The 22,397-nt window shown below is 54.1% G+C and carries 20 protein-coding genes; 10 read left to right on the forward strand and 10 right to left on the reverse strand.

Annotation, left to right across the window (positions count from 1 at the left end; genetic code table 11):
• The first annotated feature begins 5 nt into the window (after nucleotides 1-5).
• The 4 genes from plsY to KNP67_RS10655 all read left to right on the forward strand — a co-directional run bounded on the left by plsY (nucleotide 6) and on the right by KNP67_RS10655 (nucleotide 3,019).
• Entirely contained in the window at nucleotides 6-620 is a 615-nt protein-coding gene (gene plsY / locus KNP67_RS10640; protein ID WP_021067567.1) for a glycerol-3-phosphate 1-O-acyltransferase PlsY, read from the forward strand.
• A 241-nt stretch (nucleotides 621-861) separates the two neighbouring features.
• Nucleotides 862-1,632 (forward strand): DeoR/GlpR family DNA-binding transcription regulator, encoded by a 771-nt coding sequence (locus tag KNP67_RS10645; protein ID WP_058763795.1) that lies wholly within the window; start codon nucleotides 862-864, stop codon nucleotides 1,630-1,632.
• A gap of 14 nt (nucleotides 1,633-1,646) precedes the next feature.
• The gene (locus KNP67_RS10650; protein ID WP_021067565.1) at nucleotides 1,647-2,309 is read left to right on the forward strand and encodes a copper homeostasis protein CutC; all 663 of its coding nucleotides are present in this window, start codon (nucleotides 1,647-1,649) and stop codon (nucleotides 2,307-2,309) included.
• Between the two features lie 59 nt (nucleotides 2,310-2,368).
• Nucleotides 2,369-3,019, forward strand: coding sequence for a DUF975 family protein (locus tag KNP67_RS10655; RefSeq protein ID WP_021067564.1), 651 nt, complete (start codon nucleotides 2,369-2,371; stop codon nucleotides 3,017-3,019).
• 15 nt (nucleotides 3,020-3,034) lie between these two features.
• On the opposite strand, the gene KNP67_RS10660 is transcribed toward KNP67_RS10655, so the two are convergent.
• The 3 genes from KNP67_RS10660 to KNP67_RS10670 are packed head-to-tail and all read right to left on the reverse strand — an operon-like array spanning nucleotide 3,035 to nucleotide 5,917.
• Nucleotides 3,035-3,268, reverse strand: coding sequence for a DUF2188 domain-containing protein (locus KNP67_RS10660; RefSeq protein ID WP_021067563.1), 234 nt, complete (start codon nucleotides 3,266-3,268; stop codon nucleotides 3,035-3,037).
• Nucleotides 3,269-3,314: 46 nt separating this feature from the next.
• On the reverse strand, nucleotides 3,315-4,187 hold the full coding sequence (locus KNP67_RS10665) for an NAD(P)-dependent oxidoreductase (RefSeq protein WP_029595365.1): 873 nt from the start codon (nucleotides 4,185-4,187) through the stop codon (nucleotides 3,315-3,317).
• Nucleotides 4,184-5,917, reverse strand: a complete 1,734-nt coding sequence (locus KNP67_RS10670; protein WP_131471203.1) for an ABC transporter ATP-binding protein — start codon at nucleotides 5,915-5,917, stop codon at nucleotides 4,184-4,186. Before KNP67_RS10670 ends, KNP67_RS10665 begins: the two co-directional genes overlap by 4 nt.
• A 105-nt stretch (nucleotides 5,918-6,022) precedes the next feature.
• Here KNP67_RS10670 and KNP67_RS10675 point away from each other — a divergent pair, with 105 nt between their 5' ends.
• From KNP67_RS10675 to KNP67_RS10695, 5 genes are all read left to right on the forward strand, one after another.
• On the forward strand, nucleotides 6,023-7,129 hold the full coding sequence (locus tag KNP67_RS10675) for an exonuclease SbcCD subunit D (protein WP_131471202.1): 1,107 nt from the start codon (nucleotides 6,023-6,025) through the stop codon (nucleotides 7,127-7,129).
• Nucleotides 7,126-10,137, forward strand: a complete 3,012-nt coding sequence (locus KNP67_RS10680; protein WP_214756580.1) for an AAA family ATPase — start codon at nucleotides 7,126-7,128, stop codon at nucleotides 10,135-10,137. The genes KNP67_RS10675 and KNP67_RS10680 overlap by 4 nt, the downstream gene beginning before the upstream one ends.
• 5 nt (nucleotides 10,138-10,142) lie before the next feature.
• Entirely contained in the window at nucleotides 10,143-10,925 is a 783-nt protein-coding gene (locus KNP67_RS10685; protein WP_035385663.1) for an AAC(3) family N-acetyltransferase, read from the forward strand.
• A 40-nt stretch (nucleotides 10,926-10,965) separates the two neighbouring features.
• Nucleotides 10,966-11,853, forward strand: coding sequence for an alpha/beta hydrolase (locus KNP67_RS10690; RefSeq protein WP_021067557.1), 888 nt, complete (start codon nucleotides 10,966-10,968; stop codon nucleotides 11,851-11,853).
• A gap of 70 nt (nucleotides 11,854-11,923) precedes the next feature.
• Nucleotides 11,924-12,772: a sulfite exporter TauE/SafE family protein gene (locus KNP67_RS10695; RefSeq protein ID WP_214756581.1), complete on the forward strand. Its 849-nt coding sequence runs from the start codon at nucleotides 11,924-11,926 to the stop codon at nucleotides 12,770-12,772.
• A gap of 127 nt (nucleotides 12,773-12,899) precedes the next feature.
• Here the strand turns inward: KNP67_RS10695 and KNP67_RS10700 are convergent, their stop codons facing one another.
• The 3 genes from KNP67_RS10700 to KNP67_RS10710 all read right to left on the reverse strand — a co-directional run bounded on the left by KNP67_RS10700 (nucleotide 12,900) and on the right by KNP67_RS10710 (nucleotide 15,118).
• Nucleotides 12,900-13,088, reverse strand: coding sequence for a hypothetical protein (locus KNP67_RS10700; RefSeq protein WP_021067555.1), 189 nt, complete (start codon nucleotides 13,086-13,088; stop codon nucleotides 12,900-12,902).
• A 63-nt stretch (nucleotides 13,089-13,151) separates the two neighbouring features.
• Nucleotides 13,152-13,682, reverse strand: coding sequence for a biotin transporter BioY (locus KNP67_RS10705; protein ID WP_214756582.1), 531 nt, complete (start codon nucleotides 13,680-13,682; stop codon nucleotides 13,152-13,154).
• Between the two features lie 239 nt (nucleotides 13,683-13,921).
• Entirely contained in the window at nucleotides 13,922-15,118 is a 1,197-nt protein-coding gene (locus KNP67_RS10710) for a helix-turn-helix domain-containing protein (protein ID WP_214756583.1), read from the reverse strand.
• Nucleotides 15,119-15,313: 195 nt separating this feature from the next.
• Here KNP67_RS10710 and KNP67_RS10715 point away from each other — a divergent pair, with 195 nt between their 5' ends.
• The gene (locus tag KNP67_RS10715) at nucleotides 15,314-16,768 is read left to right on the forward strand and encodes a glycoside hydrolase family 1 protein (RefSeq protein WP_131471200.1); all 1,455 of its coding nucleotides are present in this window, start codon (nucleotides 15,314-15,316) and stop codon (nucleotides 16,766-16,768) included.
• A gap of 68 nt (nucleotides 16,769-16,836) precedes the next feature.
• On the opposite strand, the gene argH is transcribed toward KNP67_RS10715, so the two are convergent.
• From argH to putP, 4 genes are all read right to left on the reverse strand, one after another.
• The gene (argH, locus tag KNP67_RS10720) at nucleotides 16,837-18,219 is read right to left on the reverse strand and encodes an argininosuccinate lyase (RefSeq protein ID WP_131471199.1); all 1,383 of its coding nucleotides are present in this window, start codon (nucleotides 18,217-18,219) and stop codon (nucleotides 16,837-16,839) included.
• Nucleotides 18,212-19,423 carry an argininosuccinate synthase gene (locus KNP67_RS10725; protein ID WP_029595378.1) on the reverse strand — a complete coding sequence of 404 codons (1,212 nt, stop codon included), beginning with the start codon at nucleotides 19,421-19,423 and terminating at the stop codon, nucleotides 18,212-18,214. The genes argH and KNP67_RS10725 overlap by 8 nt, the downstream gene beginning before the upstream one ends.
• A gap of 126 nt (nucleotides 19,424-19,549) precedes the next feature.
• Nucleotides 19,550-20,698 (reverse strand): CapA family protein, encoded by a 1,149-nt coding sequence (locus tag KNP67_RS10730; protein ID WP_242678905.1) that lies wholly within the window; start codon nucleotides 20,696-20,698, stop codon nucleotides 19,550-19,552.
• 126 nt (nucleotides 20,699-20,824) lie between these two features.
• Nucleotides 20,825-22,312 (reverse strand): sodium/proline symporter PutP, encoded by a 1,488-nt coding sequence (gene putP / locus KNP67_RS10735; RefSeq protein WP_131471198.1) that lies wholly within the window; start codon nucleotides 22,310-22,312, stop codon nucleotides 20,825-20,827.
• Nucleotides 22,313-22,397: the final 85 nt, after the last annotated feature.

Here is a 22,397-nt window from a genome sequence, read left to right on the forward strand (position 1 = left end):
TCGCGATGCCTTATTTGACAGAAATCATCATTATCATCATCAGCTATCTACTTGGTTCAATCCCGTTCGCCCTCCTCGTCGGTAAGCTCGGCTATAAAGTCGATGTCCGCGAGCACGGGAGCGGGAACTTGGGCACGACGAACACGTTTCGCGTGCTTGGGAAGAAAGCGGGTACGATCGTCCTACTAGGGGATATGGGGAAAGGCTTGGTCGCGGCTTTATTGCCGCTCCTATTCGGGAGCGAAATGAGTCTGCTCCTCGCCGGGATTCCGGCCATCATCGGCCACTCTTATCCCATCTTCGCCAAATTCAAGGGCGGAAAATCGGTGGCGACGAGCGCGGGGATCCTGCTTGCTGCGTTCCCATGGTTTTTCGTCGTCGTCGTCGGCACGTTCATCGTGACGTTGCTTATTTCAAAGATGGTGTCGCTCTCGTCGATGGCCGCCTCTGTCGTCGGACTCGTGACCGTCGTCGCCTATGGCATCATCGCCAAAGACTGGTTGCCGCTCATCGTCATCGTCCCGCTCGCCTTGTTCATCATTATCAAGCACCGCTCGAACTGGCAACGAATCCGTGCCGGCACGGAACCGAAAGTGCCGCTGTTCCAAAAGCGAAAGTAACGATCGATGACCATCCTGCTCGATATACAGAGAAGGATGGTCATTTTTTTCATGTAAAAAACGAGAAGTTGAAACCTCAACCCTCATGATGAGGCTGTCTTTTTGTGGATTTCCGTTGATTTTTGCCGAAAAGTTCGAAAAAAGTGTTGGATTTGCCCGTTCTTTACTTTCTGTTTACGTTAAATTTACATCCGTTCGCTACACTGAAAAAGGAAGCGATATTTGCGGAGGAGGCAGGGAAGTGTCTTTAATTGGAGAAGAACGTAAACAAAAGATTGTTGAATGGATTGAGCGGGAAGGAAAAGTGAAGACGAGCGAGTTGATCGAACGGTTGAACGTCTCGGGGGAGTCGATTCGCCGCTACTTAGAAGAGCTTGAGAAAGAGCATCGCATCAAGCGGGTGTATGGCGGGGCGGTGCTCCATCAGAGCGTCTCGTTCCAACCGATGATGATCTCGAACATGGACGGGATTCGTCGCATCGCCTATACGGCGTTTCAGCTCGTCGAGGATGACATGTTGCTGTATATCGGACACGGCGTCGCCCCAGAACAAGTCGCGGCCAGACTTCGCGGACGAAATTTGACCGTCGTCACTCCGTCGCTCATGGTCGCCAAGGCGCTCTTTGAGCAACGCGCCAAGGGCGTGTTTACTGGCGATATCCAATTGCTCGGTGGGACGATTGATCCGAAACATCTCGTCACCGTCGGCGAGCACGTCCTGCAGCAACTGAAGGCGTATGTGTTCGATATGGCCTTCCTGTCCGTCGAGGGCGTCGATGCCTCACTCGGATTGACGTGTGATGCCCATGGTCTCTCGACCGTGACGCAGGCGGTCCTCGATCAATCGCGTCAATGTTATTTGCTCGCCGACCATACCCAGTTCAATCAACAAAAACGCTATCGGGTCTCCGACTTTTCAAAGGTGACGACCATCATCTCTGATTTTCCGGAACCGACGGATTGGAAGCGCGCCTTGGCGGAGCATGAGGTCGAGTGGCGCTTCGCACCATAAGGAGGAGGGATTTCATGATTGAAGTGATTGTGACGACATTGACCGAAGCCAAAACGGCGGAGCGGTTCGGGGCGGATCGGCTCGAATTGATTGCCGATTTGCCGGCCGGCGGGACGACACCGAGTTTCGGGACGATTCGTAACGTGCTCGAACAGGCTACCATTCCTGTCCACGTCATGATTCGGCCCCATGCGGACTCGTTCGTCTATAACGAGGAAGATGCAGAGACGATTTTGGCGGATATCGGTCTTTGCCGTGAACTCGGGGCCGATGGCATCGTCTTCGGAGCCTTGACGAGCGAAGGGCGTATCGATGAGGCGCTGCTCGGAGAAGTGATTAAACATAAAGGCGAGATGGTGCTCACGTTCCATCGGGCCATCGATGACGCGGTCGACTTGATGGACGCGATCACGGTGCTAAACGACTTCCCAGAAGTTGACCACGTCTTGACGTCCGGAGGACAAGCGACGGCACTTGAAGGCATAGACCGATTAAGTGCGATGCATGAGGTGGCGGAGATGAACATCCTCCCGGGTGCCGGCATCACGGCCGACAATGTGGCGCAACTGATCGACCGGCTAGGCGTTGATTTCGTCCATGTCGGAAGCGGGGTACGGACCGAGGGCCGCTTGGATGAGCACAAGTTCAAGGCAATCAAACAACAGATGGCACGCTAAAAACAGTCGGCTGACTGTTTTTTTGCTATAATGAAGAAAACGATACTGTAGGTGAAGTCATGCAATCATCAGTCTATAAACAATTTGCCCTTCGGATGTTGTCCGGCAACTGGGGCATCTCGCTGCTTGCGGTCGTGGCGACGATGCTCGTTCAGGCGGTCATCACGACGCAGCTCGATTTGGAATCGACCGACCCGAGCATCCTGTTCGTGTCAATCGGTCTGCTGTACGGTGCGACCGTCTTGCTCGCCCCGCTCGAACTTGGCCGCAACTGGGTGTTCCTCGATATCGCCAAAGCCGAGAAACCTTCATTCGGGCTCTTGTTCGATGCATTTGGTTCGCTCAAAGATTACGTCCGGGCGGTCACGTATTATGCCGTCTTTTATCTCGGGTTGAACGTGCTCATGTTGTTCTTGATCGTCCCGGGCGTCTGGTTCTATTTGACGTATCGGATTGTCCCGTTCGTGCTACGAGACCAACCGGAACTGTCTGCGTTTCAGGCGATGCGAGAAAGTCGGCGTCTCATGCGCGGCCATAAACGGACGATGCTGCGCTTGTATGCGAGTTTCATCGGCTGGTATGTCCTCGTCTTGTTCACGGGCGGATTGGCCTATATCTTCGTACAGCCTTATATCAACACGGCGCTCGCCGGGTTATATGTTGAAATCAAGGCAGCGACAGACGCAAACGAACAACCGGTCGGCTCATGAGCCGACCGGTTGTTTTTATGTTCCGTGCCGATCCGACTTTTGTGGGTCAGGAGCGTCACGAAACTCAGATTTCTCTTCTTTTGAGGCATGTTCATGCCATTTCTTCGCTTGTTCCGTGGCGATTGGAATCGCCTTTTGATCGGAGTAACCTTGGGCGAGCAAGGCGTTGGCGATATCGATGGCTTTCTTTTTGACGAGCGGGTCGAAGTTCTTCAGTGATTCCGGATAGTCTTTCATATTCCATGGCATCTGTAATCGCTCCCTTCTGTACTACTAATTCCACGAGCGGGACGATTCAAACGTCCTGATGCATGTAGTATTCGATGAGCGCCTGCGTCCCGTTCTCGCCGTAGCCGTTCTCTTCGAGGATGGAGTACAGTTTATACGCCAACTCGAGGCTCGGTAGTTTGATGTTCAACTGTTCGGCGCTCTCGAGGGCGAGTTTCATGTCCTTCAGGAAATGCTTGATGAAGAAACCAGGAGCATAGTCCTCGACAATCATCCGGGGAACAAGGTTCTCGAGCGTCCAGCTGCCCGCGGCACCGCCCCGAATCGTCTGGCGCAATTGATCGGGATTGAGCCCGGCCCGTTTCGTGAAGGCGAGCATTTCGGCGTTGCCCATCATGATGCCGGCGATTGCGATTTGATTGGCGAGTTTCCCATATTGGCCGCTTCCGGCATACCCCATCCGTTCAATCGATTGGCCCATCGCCTCGAACAGCGGTCGCGCCTTCGTGAAGGCGTATTCGCCGCCGCCGACGAGAATCGACAACGTGCCGTTCTTGGCACCGACGTCACCGCCCGTGACCGGTGCGTCGAGCGGGAGCAAGCTGCGATCGATTGCGGCATCAGCGATCCGTTCGGCCAGGAGTGGCGAAGACGTCGTCATATCAATGACGAGCGTTCCTGGCTCAGCCGATTGCAAAATCATACCGTCCCCGAAATAAAGACTCTCGACGTCAGACGGATAGCCGACGATGGTGATGACGGCATCGGCGTTTTGACAGACGGCTTCGACCGAATCACACCAACGGACACCTTCCGCCAATAAATCAGCCGCTTTCTCTTTCGTCCGCGTATACGCTTGGACTTCGAATCCCGCCTTCATTAAGTTTCTGACCATCGATTGACCCATCACACCGAGTCCGATAAATCCGACTGTCTTCATAGTTGATTGCCTCCTAAAAGTTGTTGTTTCACGAGTCGTTCATAGAGCACGTTTTCCCGAAGCAAATCTTGATGTGTCCCAAGCCCGCTGATGCCACCGTCCTCGAGCACGACGATTTGATCGGCATGTTGGACGGTCGAGAGCCGATGGGCGATGACGAGTGTCGTCCGTCCTGTCATGAGACGGTCGAGTGCTTCTTGGACGACACGCTCGGATTCCGAGTCAAGGCTTGATGTCGCCTCGTCGAGCAATAAGATTTGCGGGTCACGTAACAGCGCCCGAGCGATGGCGAGCCGTTGGCGCTGTCCACCAGATAGCCGGACGCCGCGCTCGCCGATTTCCGTATCGAGCCCGTCCGGCATCGCCTCGATGAACGACCAGGCGTTGGCCATATCACAGGCGTGACGAATCTCATCCTCGGTCGCGGTCCGGGTCAAGCCGTATAAGATATTTTGCCGCACCGTCCCGGATAAGACGGGCGAATCTTGGGCGACGTAGCCGATGACTTGCCGCCATTCGTTGCGGCCGTAGGTTGAGATGTCCCGGTCCCCGTAATGGATGTGTCCGCTCGACGGAAGGTAGAACTGCTCGACGAGGGCGAACAGTGTCGTCTTGCCGGCACCGCTGCGTCCGACGATGGCTGTCGTGGCACCGAACGGGACAGTGAGGGACACGTCGTCAATGACAGGTTGCTCGCCATAGCGGAACGTCAGGCCCTCGAACGAGAGCGACGACTGTCGAATCGTCGACGGCTCATCCGTGTACGGTTCCGGCTCGATGGCGAGCAGTTCCGAGATTCGTTCGGTGGCCCCGCGTGCTTTTTGGAGCCGAGTGATAAACTCCGTCATCGTGATGAGCGGCGTGATGATTTGGAACAAGTACAGCATGAACGCGAGCAACGAACCGGTCGATAAGGCACCGGTCGAGACGCGATAAGCCCCGAAGCCGAGAATGGCGATCAGCATCGCCGTCAACGTGACGTTCAGGAGCGGAATCAAAATCGCTTGAATCCGTCCCTCGCGCACACCGAGGCCGAAGAGACGCTCAATGCGTCGTTTTCCTTCTGCGACCTCGACGGATTCGGTCGCCTGTGATTTGACGAGCCGGATCTCTCCGAGCAGTTCAGCGAAAAACCCGGACAAGTCACCGAGCTCATGTTGCGTCGCCTTGGCGATTTTCCGAAGTTTACGCCCGAGCGGGATGACGATAAGAAGTGTCGTCGGCACGGAGAACAAGATGACGAGCGTCATCTGCCAATCGAGCGTGAACAAGATACCGACGGCGCCGATGACCGAGACGAACGACGTCAAGAGACGGACGCTCTGTTCGGACAAGAGCTGCTGCAACGTCGTCGTGTCGTTATTTAACCGTGAGACGAGATCCCCTGATTTGACGCCGTCATAGAACGGGATTGGGAGGGCGACGAGATGCTCCCATAACGTCGTCCGCAAATTGGCGACGACCCGTTGTCCGACGATATGTAGCCAATAAATCGAAATCGCACTCGAGACGACTTGGATGAGAAACGCCGTCACGAAGATGGCGACGAGGCGGGCGTCGAGCGCGGCCTCGCTCCAATTGTCGACGACGCGTTGCAAGATGAGCGGAATGGCGAGTGAAGCCATCGCTTGAAGCAATGAAATCAATACGGCACCGATAAACAGACCTTTCGGTGGTTGAGCGACACGGAACAAGCGCAGAAAGGCTTGCCATGTAGATGTGGACTCCATGATACGTCCCCCTTTCCTATTAACTTTCGCTGTTTCGAAAACAAGTGTCAAGACGTCGAATCGTACACCGGAATAATGCTAGAATGGAATCAGAGGTGAAGTCGCATGAAATGGATACATACGGCCGATTGGCATTTAGGTAAAATCGTCCACGGCCGCCATATGACAGAAGAACAACAAATCATTTTATTTGAGTCTTTCTTACACATCGTCGACGAGGAGAAGCCTGACGCCATCGTCGTCGCCGGTGATTTATATGATCGGGCCGTGCCGCCCGTTGAGGCCGTCGATCTGCTCGATGAGATTTGGCGCGCGCTCGTCCTCGAGCGGGGCATCCCCGTGCTCGCCATCGCCGGCAATCATGATTCGGCCGAGCGGCTCCAATACAGCTCCAAACTATTGACGAAAGTCGGTCTCCATATCGTCGGGAAGGTTGACCCGGGCACAGGGCCGATTGTCGTGAACGACATCCCATTTTATTTGATGCCGTTCCTTGAGCCGGCGCGCATCCGTTATGCGTTCGGCGACGAGTCGATTCGGACCCATCATGACGCACTCGCCGCAGTCATCGACTCATACGGGGCGATTGAGGCACGTGCGGTCGCCGTCGGCCACAGTTTCGTCGCCGGTGGACTCGAGACCGATTCCGAACGGCAGCTGTCCGTCGGGACGGCAGGGCAAGTCGCCAAAGGACTATACGCGCCGTTCGGCTATACGGCACTCGGACACTTGCATAACCGTGACGCCATCCGCGACGACCGGGTTGCGTACAGCGGCTCGCTCATGAAATATTCGTTCTCCGAGGCGTCCCATGTGAAATCGGTCGACGTCATCGAATGGGACGGGACATGGACACGCCGTCGGCGCCCGCTAAAAGCGCGACGAGATTTGCGCATTTTGACCGGGACGCTGAACGAGCTACTCGACCCGTCGTTTTATCAAGATGAGGCCGTCGACGACTATTTGAAAATCGTCTTGACCGATGAACGTGCGTTATTCGACCCGATGGCGAAATTACGGACCGTCTATCCGAACATCTTACACCTCGAACTCGAGTTGTTGCGTCGCCAAGACCAGACGTCCCGCTTCGAACGTGAGAAGCTCGAGCGGCAATCGGTCGAGGATGTATATATGGACTTCTTTAAAGCCGTCCACGGCCGCGATGCCGATGCGACGGTGCAACGCTTCTTAGAAGGGGAGGAATCGATTTGAGACCGGAACAATTAACCATCACCGCCTTTGGTCCTTACGCCGAGACGGAACAAATCGATTTTACGCAGCTTGAAGGACGTTCGATGTTCGTCATCAGCGGCCGGACCGGTGCCGGAAAGACGACCATTTTTGACGCGATGACGTTCGCACTCTATGGCCGGGCCAGCGGGGCACTCCGGAACGCCAGCGATTTCCGAAGCCAATATGCGGACCCGGAACGGAAGACTGAAATCGACTTCACGTTCACGATTCGTGATGAACGGTATCGTATCGTCCGTCAGCCGCAACAACCGCATCCGAAAAACAAGACGCCGATTCCGCACGAGGCGGTGCTCTATGAATGGAAAGAAACATGGAAACCGTTGGCGACGAAAGTGAACGACGTCGAGCAGACGATTGAATCGTTGTTGCAGCTGAGCTATGAGCAGTTCAGTCAAATCTTGCTGTTGCCGCAGAACCAGTTCCGTCAGCTCCTCGATTCCGATTCGACGAAGAAGCAACAGATTCTGCAATCAATCTTCAAGACGGAGGCGTACCGCGCCTTTCAGGAGGATTGGATCGAACGTTACGGCAAGTACCGCAAACGAGTCGAATGGGCGGTCGAGACGACGCGTTTAAAACTGTTGGAACTCGAAGACGAGTCCGTCGAGGACATGTCGACCCGCAACTTGCCTGAAATCGTGACGTGGCTCGACGCCCGGGAGGAGCGACTCTTGGCGGCGCGGGACACGTTACAGACTCAGCGCCGGACTGGTGAGGATCGGCTCGAGGCGCTGCGCCGAGAAGTGAATCAGGCGACCGCGCTCGCCGAGTTGATGGATGAGCGGGACGTGCGCGCGACCGCGCTCCAAGCATTCCGCCAAGCGGCACAAGCACGCGAAGAACGCCAGGCGCTCATCTTGCGACTTGAACAAGTGGCGAGCGTCAGCCCGCTCTATCAACGTACCGAAACGGTGCGTCATGATATCGAACGGTTGACCCGTGAACGCGATGTATCCCGTCAACGAGACGAAGGCTACACGAGACAGTTGGAGGAGTTGAAGTCAGAAGCAGAGGCCATCACGACCATGCGCCAGGAGGCAGACCAAGCCACAAGTCGCGTCAATGCGATTGACGAGATGTTGCCCTATGTCGATGAATGGCACCGGGCCACTAGACGTCGGGATGACTTGAAACGCCGGTTGGAGCCGCTCAGTCTGTTCTCAGAAGAAGCGCGTCTCCAGGAGCTCCAAGCGACCGAAGGCGAACTTGCGGCTAAACTGGAACACGCACCGGCCCCAGACCAACTCGTCGAGGCCGAACGACTGTATAGTCAGCTCCAACATCAGGTTCGACTCGAGTCGAAAGTGGCAGAGGTCACGGAACGACTCGGTGCCTGTGAACGCAACGGGAAGGAAGTCCAACGACAATTCACCGCCCAGACGAAACAGGTCGACCAATTCGTCGAGGCCGAGCATGCGCTCATGGCCGACACGCTACGCGAGCATCTCGAAGCGGGGGAACCTTGTCCGGTCTGCGGTTCATTGACCCACGGACACGTCGAGCGAACGGGGACGTCCATCGACCAAGCCGGTCATCGCTCAGCCATCGAGACACTGAAACGGATTGAGGCCGACCTCCATGAAGCTCGGGCGGATTATCGGGCGCTCAAACGCCAACTCGATGAACTGATCCGTGAACGCGATCTGGCTCGACTTGAGTTGAAGCTCGATGGTGCGGCTGACACTGCGATGCAACACCAAGACGCCCGCATCCGTCAGTTGCGTCAAGAAGCCGAAGAACGACAACGGATGGAGCGTCTCCTGCGGTCGACCACAACCGAATTGAAGCAACTCGAGACGGCGAAGCGTGTGCAGGCTGAAGAACGACAGAAGTTGTTCGAACAGCTCCAAACCGTCCAAGAGAAGCTTCAGTCGATGCGTCAACCGGATGGGACGACGTTAGAGATGTTGCAGACCGAGCGGAATCAGCTCGCGACGCGACTCGCTCACATCGAACGAAACGTGGAGACGTATGAACGTCGGCTTGAAGAATTGAATCGATTGAAGTGGGGGGAAGCGGAGCGACTCCGTCTCCTTGGCGAACAACTCGAATTCGAACATGCTCGTCTTTCCGACGCGACGGCTGAACTGGAGGCCGCTCTCGAGAAGCTTGAGTTGACTGAAGCTGTGTTCAAGGAGTATCGCTTGCGCGTCGAGCAGCTGCCCGAACTACGCGAGCGCCAAGCGACTGAGCTTGAGGAAGGTGTCCGGCTCGAACACGCCGTCAAGGCGCTGAACGAGAAAATCGGGGACCGCCCGCGACCAGACCTTGAACGGCTCCAGGAGAAGTTGCACGAAGAGGGCCGTTCGTTCGAAACGCTGTCCGAACAACTCGTGACGGCGGACGGGCAATTGAAACGCCATCGTCACATCGTCGCCGAATGGAACGCGTTACGGGAGAAGACGGATGAGGATCAACGGAATCTGGAGACGGTCAAATTGATCGCCGACACCGGACGTGGCCTGAATCCGCAAAAATTGACGTTCGAGACGTACGTGCAGACGGCGTTCTTCGATCAAATTCTCCATGCGGCCAACGTCCACCTCGATCAAATGACGAGCGGACAGTTCCAATTAGAGCGAAAAATTGAGACGGCGAAAGGAAATGCCAAGTCCGGTCTCGAATTATTAGTCTTTGACGCCTATACCGGCCAGTCACGCCGGGTCCAAAACTTATCGGGCGGCGAAGGGTTCAAGGCATCGCTCTCGCTCGCCCTCGGATTGGCCGAGGTCGTCCAACAGTTGAGTGGCGGGGTCAGTCTCGAGACGATGCTGATCGATGAAGGCTTCGGGACGCTCGACGCCGAATCGCTCGATCAAGCGATTGAATTGCTCATGTCGCTGCAATCGAGCGGCCGGCTCGTCGGGGTCATCAGCCACGTCCAGGAATTGAAAGACCGGGTCGATGCCCGGATTGAAGTCAAGAAATCAAGGAGCGGGTCAACGATCCAGCTCATCGTGGAGTGAGACCGATGAAACATATGGAAACGAAAACAACGTTAGTGGCCCATCTGCAAGAGGCGGGCATTCGACGAGGGGACGCACTATTCGTCCACACGTCGCTATCAAAACTTGGCTGGGTGTGCGGCGGGCCCCAGACGGTCATCGAGGCGCTCCAAGAAGCGGTCGGACCAGACGGGCTCATCATGATGGCGACCCAGAGCGGGGATAATTCAAACCCCGCTGAATGGGAAGCCCCACCGGTCCCGGTCGAATGGTGGCAGACCATCCGTGATGAGATGCCAGCGTATGACCCGGCGAAAACAACGACCCGAGGGATGGGTCGTGTCCCAGAGCTGTTCCGCTCGTATCCGGAAGTGTTCCGGAGCGATCACCCGATGTGGTCGGTCGCCGCGTGGGGACGGGACGCCGAACACATCGTGGCCGGACATACGCTCGACGTCGGCTTCGGGCCAGGATCGCCGATTGAACGGATGATTGACCGCGATGCGAAAATATTACATCTCGGTTCGCCGCTCGATGCGACAACGTTATGGCATTATGCCGAATACGGGATTGAGGGTCCGGTGAAGCCGTTCGAATGTGCGTTAGTGGAGAACGGTCAACGGGTGTGGAAGACGTTCGAGCATACCGACGTCAACAGTGCCCCGTTCGGTGCCATTGGCGAGAATATCGTCAAACGTGCGGACGTCAAGACGTTCACGATTCACGAAGCGACATGTTACGTCATCCCGTCTGAGACGTGGGAGCCGGTACAACATGCGCTCGTCGCCTTACGGAGCTGGCTCCGGTGAGACGGCTGATGCGAACTATACTTAGGAGAGGGGCACTGCGATGAATCGCTGGGTCAAATATATGGGAATCGCCGTCGGGGTGTTGGTTCTCGTCGCGTTTCTTGCCGTCGTGGGCATCTCGGCCCACATTGGAGATCAATTGACGTCACCTGAACGGGAGACGTTGACGTTCACCCCGAAGACGCTAGGCGTCAAGTATGAGAACATCACGATCGAATCAGAGGATCAACAGGATTTATACGGCTGGTGGATCCCGCACCCGACGCCGCGTGCGACGATTGTCTTTGCGCATGGCTACGGGAAGAACCGTGAACAATCCGATTTGCCGCTCAAAGAATTGATTCCGGAATTCCATGAGCAAGGGTATCAGTTTTTGACGTTCGACTTTCGCGGCTCCGGAATTTCAGAAGGGGATCGCGTGACGGTCGGGGCGAAGGAGCAATCTGACCTTGCTGCCGCCATCGCGTACGCGAAAGAGCGCTCGGACGGGCCCATCGTCTTATATGGGGTTTCGATGGGTGCCGCGACGGCACTCGCGACGGCTGACGAGACCGATGTCGCCGCCGTCATCGCCGATAGCCCGTTCAGTGACCTCCGCGGCTATCTCGAGACGAATCTGCCGGTATGGAGCGATTTACCGAACTTCCCGTTCACACCGGTCATCATGACGGTGACGCCTTGGTTCACGGGGCTCGACGCGGATGTGGTCAAACCGATTGACGATATGGCTCAAATCGAGGCACCGGTGTTATTGATTCATAGTCAAGGTGACGATGCCATTCCCGTAAGCGAGAGCGAGCAATTGGCCAAAGCCGGCGAGGATGTCGAACTGTGGGTGACCGAGAATGATGGGCACGTGCAGTCGCATCGCTCGTTCCAAACCGAATATCGCCGGACGGTATTCGAATTTTTAGAGCGTGTGTTGTAAGTGAGGGGCGCAACATGCGCTCCTTTTTTGTTATGATTAGTTATGAAAAGGAAAGAAAGAAGGTTTGTTCATGGACGTCACAGCATTACTATCGTTTCTTTTGCTCGGAACGCTCATCGGAATTTTGAGCGGATTCTTCGGCATCGGGGGCGGGATTTTACTCACACCGCTCTTGCTCGTCTTCGGATACGAGGCGAGCGCGGCCATCGCCCTCAGTCTCATGCTCACGCTCGGGTCAACGACGGCCGGTACGATCTCCCACATCAAATTAAAGAACGTCAATCCGAAACACGCCCTCTTGATTGGCGCGTTCGGGGTCGTCGGGACGTGGGTGGCGACGCCGCTCGTATTTTATCTAGAGACACTCGACGGCGCGAAGCCGGTCATCTCGCTCGCCTATATCGCACTGTTGACGTATTTCGCCGTCTCGTTCTTCCGGTCGAAACAGCACGAAGAGGGTAGCGTCGGTTCGGAGTCGGTCCCACGCCTCGGGTTCATCGGGTTGTTCGGTGGATTCATCTCGTCACTTATGGGTGTTAGCGGTGGGTTCGTATTGACGCCACTTCAAGTTAAGTTACTCAACACCGAGATGAAACGGGCCGTCGGGACGAGTATCGCCGCGGCGTTCCTCATCGTCGTCTCGGGCGTGATCAACTATGCCGTCGCCGGAGCCGATGCGAACTATTGGCACGGCTTGGCGCTCATCGCCGGTGCGATGATTGGTTCACCGATTGGGGCGAAACAGTTGCAGCGGTTCAGTTCGCAACTCGTCAAAAAGGCGCTCGGTGGCTTCTATGTCGCCGTCGCCATCAGTGTCGCCCTCAATTTGCTCGGTTATAACGATCTCTCGCTCGGACTGCTCGTCGTGCTCGCGCTCTCGTTCATCGTCGCGCTGTTCATCCGACCGCGTTCGAAGTGATCCCAAACCCTCGTCTACGGACGGGGGTTTGTTTGTGGGGATATACTAAGGCTATTCGATCGATGCGACGTACCAAGCATTCTTAACCAGTTCAGCACAGTAAAAAACCCCATCCGAGGACGAGGTTTTAACGTCTGGCAATATGGTCAATGTTTTCTTGAATCTCTCCGACTTTACTTTTCGCTTCCCGCAGACGTCGTTCGAACGCCTCGATATCGCGCTTCTCGTGCCGCGTCTCGTCTTTCCCGCGTCGTTGTCCTTTCGGAAAGCGATGGGTCGCTTTAGCCAAACGTTTTTTAAACGTCGAATCGCTCATAAGGACACCCCCTTCCATACTATATACGTTCCACCTATACTTTCCGCTGAAACGTTTGAACCTTCAAGAGGCGAGGGTTTTGCGCATTTGAGGGTTGGTGGACACTTTATAAGCGATAGCTGCCGCCAACACTGCTTTGATTAAGTCGCCGATGATGAACGGAATGTTCACTTTGAGCGCATCGATGAACGTCATGCCAAACACGGCTTGCAACCCAAGACTGCCGAGCAAATAGACAAGACCGAGTCCAAATAAGACGTTGTAGCCGATGAGGGCAGGGAACGAACGATGCCGTTCCGATGACCAGCCAATCAAAAAGGCCGCGATTGGGAAGGCGAGCAAGTATCCGACCGTCGGACCGACGAACGGGGCAAGTCCGCCCGAACCGCTGAGTACTGGAAGGCCGATTAAGCCGAGCAAGAGATAGACGACGACGGCGAGCCCGCCTTTTTTGGCACCTAGGACGGAAGCGACCGTCATGATACCGAGCATTTGTAGGGTAATTGGAACCGGACCGATTGGGATGGCAATCGAACCGATGCTAGCGAGCAGCGCGGCACCGATAGCAATTTGTGTCATATCATGAATTTTCACTATGTAAACTCCTTTTCTGTTAACGTTGACTAAAGTTAGGTTAACATCATCGTGAGAAGTTGGCAAGTACTAAACTAAGTACCTGGTCGTATACAGCTTGAGGCTACAAATTCAGCTTGAGGCTACAAATTCAGCTTTAGGCAGACACTCCAAACCTCGGCGTATTGAGGATGTTTTTACGCCTACGGACACTTTTAACGTTGAGCGTGAAACTAATTCCATATGTTGGAGATTCAAATTCACATCGTTGGCATGTGCTCGTGTTGCTTGAATTGTTTGGGAGTCGTGCCCGTGTAGGTTTTAAAGACTTTTGTGAAATGGCTCTGGTCGTGGAAATTAAGCCATGTGTAAATTTCAGAAAGAGAGGAATCGGTGTACTTTAACAGTTTTTTGGCTTCCGCTATTTTTTCTCGCAACACATACTCTGTGAACGAAAGCCCGACTTCTTTCTTAAACAGGGACGACAAATAGTTGGGATGAAGATTCACGAATCGAGCAACGTCTTGTAAGGTGATGGCGTCATACAGATGTTTAAAGACGTACGACTGGCATTTGATGATTGGGGCGCTATGTCGAAGCTGTTTTGATTTGTTGACTTGATCCGTGAATTCACATAACGCCTCCTTGGTGTAACGTTGTACAGCTTCAATCGTTCGAAGTTCTTCGGCCCCTTGGATATAGTGATCGCTCATCGTATATGCCGTTTCCGGATGAAGTCCTCCTTCAATCGCATAACGTGTCGCTAACGTGATGGTAGAAATATGGAGGTTTTTTTCATTTCGCAAAGTGCTCTGTTTGGAGAGCACCCCGATTCGTCCATCTCGGTCGGGTGATGCCAGTCGCTGAAGTAACTCTTCCTTCTGACCTTCCTTGACACACCGTAACGTCATCCGTTCCGATTGATACGTCGCGTGGAATGCAATGTCTTGTCTGTTTTTAAACAGCTCTCGTTCATAGGTTTTCGTATCCTCGGTTGTCGTGCGACGCTTGGACGAATCCTCGTCTAGGACGACATCGGACGTAGAGAGTCGTCTCGTAGTCAAAATCGAGGTCGCGAGCACGGCTACATGCAGTAGGTCTTGTCGCGAAAAAACAGGCAAGCCATTCGTAAAACTGTTCGGTTCCACTTCTGCCGAATCCAGACACGGACCGAGAATGAAAAGGCCAATCGGCTGCTCGTTGTCGGTGATGACCAACGTCACGACCTGTTCGTTCGAATTGAGACGACGCCAAACCGGTATGTTAGAAGGCTCATTTAAGAGAGTTAACCGCTCTAGAAGTTGACGTAAAGAAGGGGGAATGAATGATGTTTCTGGATACGCCATCTGTAACGATAATCGGTCATTGTAAAATAACACGGACAAATGGGTAGTCTGATGCAACAACCGGCACCAATACGTGTAATCCTGATTCGTGTCTCTCTGATTCACATCCATCAAATCATCTCTCCTATCGATTAGGTGTATCTGCAAATTGTATTATAAATCTACTAAAAATGATAAATAAGTACAAAAAAATCCGAATGGGAATGAGTACACTACAAGCAAGCAGAAATGCAAACGGTTACAGGTTCGAACATGGACTGCTAGACCGTATTTAAAAAGTGTTCAATGAAGAGAGGAGTATTACATATGAGTACACATCGATTTCCAGAAGGCTTTTTATGGGGTGGCGCAACGGCGGCCAATCAATTAGAAGGAGCTTACAAAGAAGGAGGGAAAGGTCTATCCATTTTCGATATGGTGACATTCGTCCCTAAAGAAGCGCGTACAGCTGAAATCGAGATGGACGTGAAGAGTGAAGCCGAACTCGAGCGACTGTTAGCGGCTGACGATGGGGCGAATTTCCCAAAACGTCGCGGAATCGATTTTTATCATCGCTATGAAGAAGACATCGCTCTCTTCGCCGAGATGGGTTTTAAGACGTTCCGGATGTCGATTTCATGGCCTCGGATTTTCCCGAACGGGGATGAGCTCGAACCAAACGAAGAAGGGCTAGCGTTTTATGATCGTGTCTTTGATGAACTGCTCAAGTACGGGATCGAGCCGCTTGTGACATTGTCGCATTATGAATTGCCGCTCACACTCGTCAAAAAATATAACGGCTGGGCGGACCGTCGGCTCGTTGACTTGTTTGTCCATTACGCAGAGACCGTCTTCACTCGTTACAAGGATAAAGTAAAGTATTGGCTGACGTTCAATGAGATTAACGTCTCGACGATGTCAGCATACATCGGGAGTGGGATTTTAGTCGATCGCGTTGAGAATGTGGAGGCGACTGTGTACCAAGCGCTTCATCATCAATTCGTGGCGAGTGCTCGTGCCGTGCGCGCATGTCATGAGATCATTCCAAATTCTCAAATCGGCTGTATGCTCGCCCGAATGGAAGTGTACCCGGAAACGAGTAATCCAGACGATGTGTTAGCTGCGCTCGAAGAAGATCAAAAGAACTTGTTCTTTACCGACGTGCAAGCGCGCGGATATTATCCGAGCTTCATGTTAAGCTATTTCGACAAACATGATATCTCGATTGAAGTGCTGCCAGGAGATGAAGAGATTTTGTCACAGCACACCGTCGACTTCATCTCCTTCAGCTATTATATGTCGATGGTCGCCAGCGGTGCCCCTGAGAAGGCGAAACAAAAAGGAAACTTCTTCAGTGGCATCAAGAATCCTTATTTGGAGGCGTCCGATTGGGGATGGCAGATTGATCCGAAAGGGTTACGCATCACCTTGAAGAAGATGTATGACCGTTATCAGATGCCGTTGTTCATCGTCGAGAATGGATTGGGCGCATACGATGTCGTCGAAGCAGACGGTACAATCAACGATGACTACCGGATCGAATATTTGCGGGCCCATATCGAGCAAATGGGACAAGCGATTGAAGAAGGTGTCGACTTGATCGGGTATACGAGCTGGGGATGCATCGATCTCATCAGCGCAAGTACGTCGGAGATGTCAAAACGTTACGGCTTTATCTATGTCGATCAAGACGACTATGGCAACGGCACGCTCGAGCGAAAGAAGAAAAAGTCATTTGATTGGTATAAGCAAGTGATTGCATCGAATGGTGAACAATTGTAATCAACGGAGTCATCAACATGAACAAGCGTCCATTCCTCGCGGAACGGACGCTTGTTTTGATTTATTCGTTACACGTTGGTCGGTAACTTGGCTTTTGCTTCGCTCAATTGCGTACGGACGGAGTCGAACCCTGTTCCGCCGTAGCTGTTGCGACGTTTGACGGCCGTCACCGGTGAGAGTGCCTCGTACACGTCCTGTTCAATCAATCCAGAGTGGGCATGATACGTCTCAATCGGCAGCTCCGCCAAATACAGACGATGATCGATACAGTAGCGGACGAGTGTCCCCGTCACTTCATGCGCCTCCCGGAACGGCATACCTTTTGCCGTCAAATAGTCGGCGAGCTCGGTTGCGTTCGAAAAATCGCGCTCGGTCGCTTGTTTCATCGTGTCCGTGTGGAACGTCATGTCTTGAATCATGCCGGCCATGATGCTGAGGCTCCCTTGAAGCGTCTTGACGGTGTCAAACATGCCTTCCTTGTCTTCTTGCAGGTCTTTGTTATAGGCGAGCGGCAAGCCTTTCATGATGGTTAGCAGCCCCATCAGATTGCCGACGACCCGTCCCGACTTCCCGCGGACGAGTTCGGCCATGTCCGGGTTCTTCTTCTGAGGCATCATGCTAGATCCCGTTGAGAATACGTCAGAGATCGTGATGAACCGATACTCTTCACTGCTCCAAAGAATCAACTCCTCGCAGAACCGTGACAAGTGCATCATGAGGAGCGACGCGTTCGATAAAAATTCCAAGATGAAATCACGGTCGCTGACGGCGTCCAGGCTGTTCGGATACACGTTGACGAAGCCAAGCAACTCGGCCGAACGATGGCGGTCGATCGGGAACGTCGTCCCGGCGAGAGCCCCGGCACCGAGCGGGCTCATGTCGATCCGTTTCAAGCTGTCACTGAAACGTTCCTTGTCGCGCTCGAGCATCCAGAAGTAAGCGAGCAAGTGATGGGCGAGCGACACCGGCTGGGCCCGTTGCAAGTGCGTATAGCCCGGCATAATCGACTCAACGTTTTGAGCGGCGTGGTCATAGAGTGCCGTCTGCACGGCTTCAATCCCTTCGATTGTCTCGAGGACGCGGCGCTTCAAATAGAGGTGCATATCGGTCGCGACCTGGTCGTTCCGGCTACGGGCCGTGTGCATCTTTCCAGCGACGGGCCCGATCTCTTCATGCAACAACGCCTCGAGGTTCATATGAATATCTTCATGGAAGACGTTGAACGTCAATTCGCTCGCTTGTGCCTTCTTGGCTAGCGTCTTCAGACCAGCGACGATTTGCGCGACTTCATCTGCTGTCAAAATATGTTGCTCCCCGAGCATCGTCACGTGGGCGATGCTCCCTTCGATATCTTCTAACACGAGCTGGGCGTCGAAATGAATCGAGGCACCGAACTCGTCGACCCATTCACTGGCCGTCTGTTCGAACCGGCCGCCCCATAGTTTACTCATGCACCATCGTTCCTTTCTCTGCGAGCACTTCCGCTTGCACTTTCGTCGGCAGCCCCCAAAGTTTGATGAAGCCGACGGCCGCTTGCTGGTCGAACGTGTCGGCTGACGTGTATGTTGCGAGGTGCTCGTCATAGAGCGAGATCGGTGACTTCCGTCCGTCGACGATGGCCTGTCCTTTGAATAGTTTCATCCGGACCGTACCGGTCACCGTCTGTTGCGTCTCATCGATGAAGGCGAGGAGTGCTTTCGTCAATGGTGAGTACCAGAGACCGTTATAAATCGTCTCTGTCAACTTCTGTTCGACGATCGGTTTAAAATGGGCGACTTCCCGGACGAGTGTGAGCGCCTCGAGCGCCTGGTGTGCGGTGATGAGCGTCATCGCGCCCGGTGCCTCGTACACTTCCCGCGATTTGATGCCGACGACCCGGTTCTCGATATGGTCGATTTTCCCGATGCCGTGGGCCCCGGCGACGATGTTCAACTGCTCAAGAATGGCTGTGAACGTCGCCGCTTGTCCATTGATGGCGACCGGTACACCGGCGTTGAATTCGATTTCGACATAGGTCGGTTCGTTCGGTGTGTCTTCGAGTTGCGCCGTCAATTCATAGGCGCTCGCTGGTGGAGCGGCCCAAGGGTCTTCGAGGATGCCGCATTCGACAGCCCGGCCCCAAATGTTTTGGTCGATCGAGAACGGTTCTTCTTGGACGATCGGGATTGGGATACCGTGCTCGGCCGCATAGGCGATTTCTTCTTCCCGCGACCATTTCCACTCCCGGACCGGGGCGATGATTTCAAGCGACGGGTCGAGCGCATGGATCGACACTTCGAACCGGACTTGGTCGTTCCCTTTCCCCGTGCATCCGTGAGCGACGGCGATGGCACCTTCGGCTTGTGCGACCTCGACTAGCTTCTTCGAGATGAGCGGGCGCGATAGGGCAGAGACGAGCGGATAGACGCCTTCATACATCGTATGTGCCTGCATCGAGTAACGGGCGAAATCGTTGACGAATTCATCGACCGCATCGATGACGACCGATTTGACGGCCCCGACTTTAAGTGCCTTCTGTTGAATGCGTTCCAAGTCTTTTCCTTCGCCGACGTTCAAACAGCAGGCGATGACGTCATACCCTTGTTCATCCAACCATTTGATTGCGACCGAAGTATCAAGTCCACCTGAATAAGCTAATACGAGTTTTTGTTTCATTTCCTTACACCCCTTATACATAATTATTCATCTGTATTTATAAATATACGAATTACTCTAACGTATGCTTCGCCGTAAAGCAACCTTTTTGGCGAAAAAAAAAGAATCACTTGTGAAAGTGATCCTTCATTGGACGATTTCGAGCTCTGGCATCCACTGCGACATATGTTGGCTCGTGGCCTCGAACAGCTCCGGCTTGGCCGACTGTAACGGGACGACCTCGAACGGACCGTCGGCACTTGTGCGGCGGGTGAACGTCGGATAGAACATCGGGTTGGCGAGTTCGAACGTCGTCTCATCCGCCTCGACCGTCTTGACGACATCGATGCCGACGATGCCACCTGTATTCCGGTCGTCCCCTTGTTGGCCGGACAGGAAGTTGCCGAGCGAGTAGGCGACGAACGTCCGATTGCCTTCGGCGCCATCCACCCAGGCGACCGGTTGGAGGACGTGTGGATGGTGGCCGATGATGAGATCGACCCCGAGGTCGGACAGTTGTTGGACGAGCGTCTGTTGCGCCTCGTTCGGGACCGTCTCGTATTCGTTCCCGAAATGAAGCGAGACGACCGTGATATCGGCCGCTTGCTCGGCCGCTTCGATTTCAGGGGTCATCGCCTCGAGATCAATGTAATTGACGTGATACGGTTGTTTCGGAACGACTCCATTCGTCCCGTACGTATAGGCGAGAAAGGCAAATGAGATGTCATTCTCGGTCAGCGTCCGAAGCTCGGACTTGTCCGCCTCCGATAAGAATGAACCGGTGTACGGCATGCCGATCTCGTTCCAGTGCGCGATTGAATTCTCGATGGCCGTGACACCCCGGTCGAGCGTATGGTTGTTCGCCGTCGTTACCAAGTCGACGCCAGCGTCTTGGAGCGCATCGCCGACCTCATACGGACTGTTGAAGGCGGGATAACTCGATAAACCGATTTCACTGCCCCCAATCATGCTCTCTTGGTTGGCGATGGCGATGTCGGCCTCGGTCAAAATCGGAGCGATTGGTTCGAAGGCGGCGGTGAAATCATAGCCGTCTCCGCGCTTGGCGGCATTATACACGCTGTCGTGCAACAAGATATCGCCAATCGCATAGAGCGACGTCGTCGTCACGACGGGTTCTGGCTCTTCAGGAACAGGAGCCGGGGCTTCCGCCTCCGCCTCTGGTGCCGGTGTCTCCGTTTGCTCCGTAGACGTCTCGACGTCAGCGGTCGCACAGCCGAACAGAAAGAGGAGGGGCAAGGTCAACATGGCTTGTTTATACGGGATTACTCGTTTCAACGGACGAGTCACTTCCTTTCGTGTGATCCAAACTGGTCTACTCAAGTCATTCGCCATGGAAGAAGAATGTCCTTGTCAGGGCACAAGAAAAAAGTGCCAGGCTATAGTAGCATGGCACTCCGAGTGTTAAATCCGTTCTGACTTCAAGATGTGTTCCATTTCCTCGAACTCGTTCGTGATCGTCGTGCTCGGTGGCGGTGTCAGCAAACTGACGACATAAATGGCGAGGCTCGACAAGAAGAACGCTGGAATCATCTCATATAGCTCGCCGAAGGTCCCGAACCAATCGGCAGCAACGTTTTTCCAGACGATGACGACGAACGCACCGGTCAACATCCCGGCCAGCGCGCCTTGACGCGTCGTCCGTTTCCAGAACAGGCTGAACAGGATGAGTGGACCGAACGATGAGCCGAATCCGGCCCAGGCATATCCGACCAAGTTCAAAATCGTGTCATCCGCCCCGAACGCGAGCCAAATCGAAATGAGCGAGACGAGGATGACGGTAATCCGTCCGACCATGACGAGTTCGCGGTCGCCGGCGTCTTTGCGGAAGAACTTCTGATAGAAATCGGTCGTCGCCGCACTCGATGAGACGAGGAGCTGTGACGAGATCGTCGACATGATGGCTGCAAGCAAGGCTGCGAGCAACACACCGGTGATGAGATCGACGAACAACAAATCAGATAGATTGATGAATATATTTTCCGGGTTGTCGATTTCTAGCCCGCGCTGAGTATAGTAGGCGAGTCCGAACAATCCGGTCGCCATGGCCCCGACGACGGTGAACAACATCCACGAGATGCCGATGCGTCGTGCCTTCTTGATGTCTTGCAACTTCTCGATGGCCATAAAACGGACGATGATGTGTGGTTGCCCGAAATAACCGAGACCCCAAGCGAAGAGCGAGACGATGCCGATAAGCGACTGTCCTGTCAATGGATCAAGTAGCGCCTCATCGATATCACCGATTGTTTGGAACGCGGCGCTCACCCCGTCAGTCGCCGTGATGGCGATAGCCGGTACAAGGATGAGGGCGAACAACATGATGAGTCCTTGGACAAAGTCGGTCCAACTGACGGCTAAGAAGCCGCCAATGAACGTATACAAAATGATAATCGAAGCCAAAATCAAGACACCGGTCCCGAAATTGATATCAAAGACCGCTTCAAACAAGCGACCGCCGGCCACGAACCCGCTCGTGGCGTAGAGCGTGAAGAAGACGAGTGTGACGGCCGCAGAGAATGTCCGCAGCGTCCCACGCGAATCCTTAAAACGTTTCTCAAAGAAATCTGGTATCGTGATGGCATCCTCTGACAAATAAGAATAAGTCCGTAAACGAGGTGCGACGAGCAACCAGTTCAAGTAAGCACCGATCGTCAACCCGATGACGATCCATCCGCTCGAGAGTCCGGTCGCGAACATCGCCCCCGGCAAGCCCATCAATAGCCAACCACTCATATCGGAAGCACCGGCCGACAAAGCCGCTACGGCCGGACCAAGGCCGCGTCCTCCGAGCATATAGTCGCCGATGCTCTCAGTCCGCCGATAGGCGATGACACCGAGTAACACCATGAGCGCCATATACACTGTAATCGAAATCAATACACCGTTCATACAACATCCCCCTCGTTCATAATGAAAACGCTTTCAAAATCTATGGATTGCACCATGACAAAATTTTGTCACAAAAATGAATGAA

Source organism: Exiguobacterium sp. s157, assembly GCF_018618205.1.
In the GTDB taxonomy this organism is placed as follows: domain Bacteria; phylum Bacillota; class Bacilli; order Exiguobacteriales; family Exiguobacteriaceae; genus Exiguobacterium; species Exiguobacterium chiriqhucha.

What these genes read in the sequence shown, in the direction of transcription:
- plsY (WP_021067567.1), top strand. Translation starts at nt 6, where the DNA reads ATGCCTTATTTGACAGAAATCATCATTATCATCATCAGCTATCTACTT.
- KNP67_RS10650 (WP_021067565.1), top strand. Translation starts at nt 1,647, where the DNA reads ATGATTGAAGTGATTGTGACGACATTGACCGAAGCCAAAACGGCGGAG.
- KNP67_RS10655 (WP_021067564.1), top strand. Translation starts at nt 2,369, where the DNA reads ATGCAATCATCAGTCTATAAACAATTTGCCCTTCGGATGTTGTCCGGC.
- KNP67_RS10660 (WP_021067563.1), bottom strand. Translation starts at nt 3,268, where the DNA reads ATGCCATGGAATATGAAAGACTATCCGGAATCACTGAAGAACTTCGAC.
- KNP67_RS10665 (WP_029595365.1), bottom strand. Translation starts at nt 4,187, where the DNA reads ATGAAGACAGTCGGATTTATCGGACTCGGTGTGATGGGTCAATCGATG.
- KNP67_RS10670 (WP_131471203.1), bottom strand. Translation starts at nt 5,917, where the DNA reads ATGGAGTCCACATCTACATGGCAAGCCTTTCTGCGCTTGTTCCGTGTC.
- KNP67_RS10675 (WP_131471202.1), top strand. Translation starts at nt 6,023, where the DNA reads ATGAAATGGATACATACGGCCGATTGGCATTTAGGTAAAATCGTCCAC.
- KNP67_RS10685 (WP_035385663.1), top strand. Translation starts at nt 10,143, where the DNA reads ATGAAACATATGGAAACGAAAACAACGTTAGTGGCCCATCTGCAAGAG.
- KNP67_RS10690 (WP_021067557.1), top strand. Translation starts at nt 10,966, where the DNA reads ATGAATCGCTGGGTCAAATATATGGGAATCGCCGTCGGGGTGTTGGTT.
- KNP67_RS10695 (WP_214756581.1), top strand. Translation starts at nt 11,924, where the DNA reads ATGGACGTCACAGCATTACTATCGTTTCTTTTGCTCGGAACGCTCATC.
- KNP67_RS10700 (WP_021067555.1), bottom strand. Translation starts at nt 13,088, where the DNA reads ATGAGCGATTCGACGTTTAAAAAACGTTTGGCTAAAGCGACCCATCGC.
- KNP67_RS10710 (WP_214756583.1), bottom strand. Translation starts at nt 15,118, where the DNA reads ATGGATGTGAATCAGAGAGACACGAATCAGGATTACACGTATTGGTGC.
- KNP67_RS10715 (WP_131471200.1), top strand. Translation starts at nt 15,314, where the DNA reads ATGAGTACACATCGATTTCCAGAAGGCTTTTTATGGGGTGGCGCAACG.
- argH (WP_131471199.1), bottom strand. Translation starts at nt 18,219, where the DNA reads ATGAGTAAACTATGGGGCGGCCGGTTCGAACAGACGGCCAGTGAATGG.
- KNP67_RS10725 (WP_029595378.1), bottom strand. Translation starts at nt 19,423, where the DNA reads ATGAAACAAAAACTCGTATTAGCTTATTCAGGTGGACTTGATACTTCG.
- putP (WP_131471198.1), bottom strand. Translation starts at nt 22,312, where the DNA reads ATGAACGGTGTATTGATTTCGATTACAGTGTATATGGCGCTCATGGTG.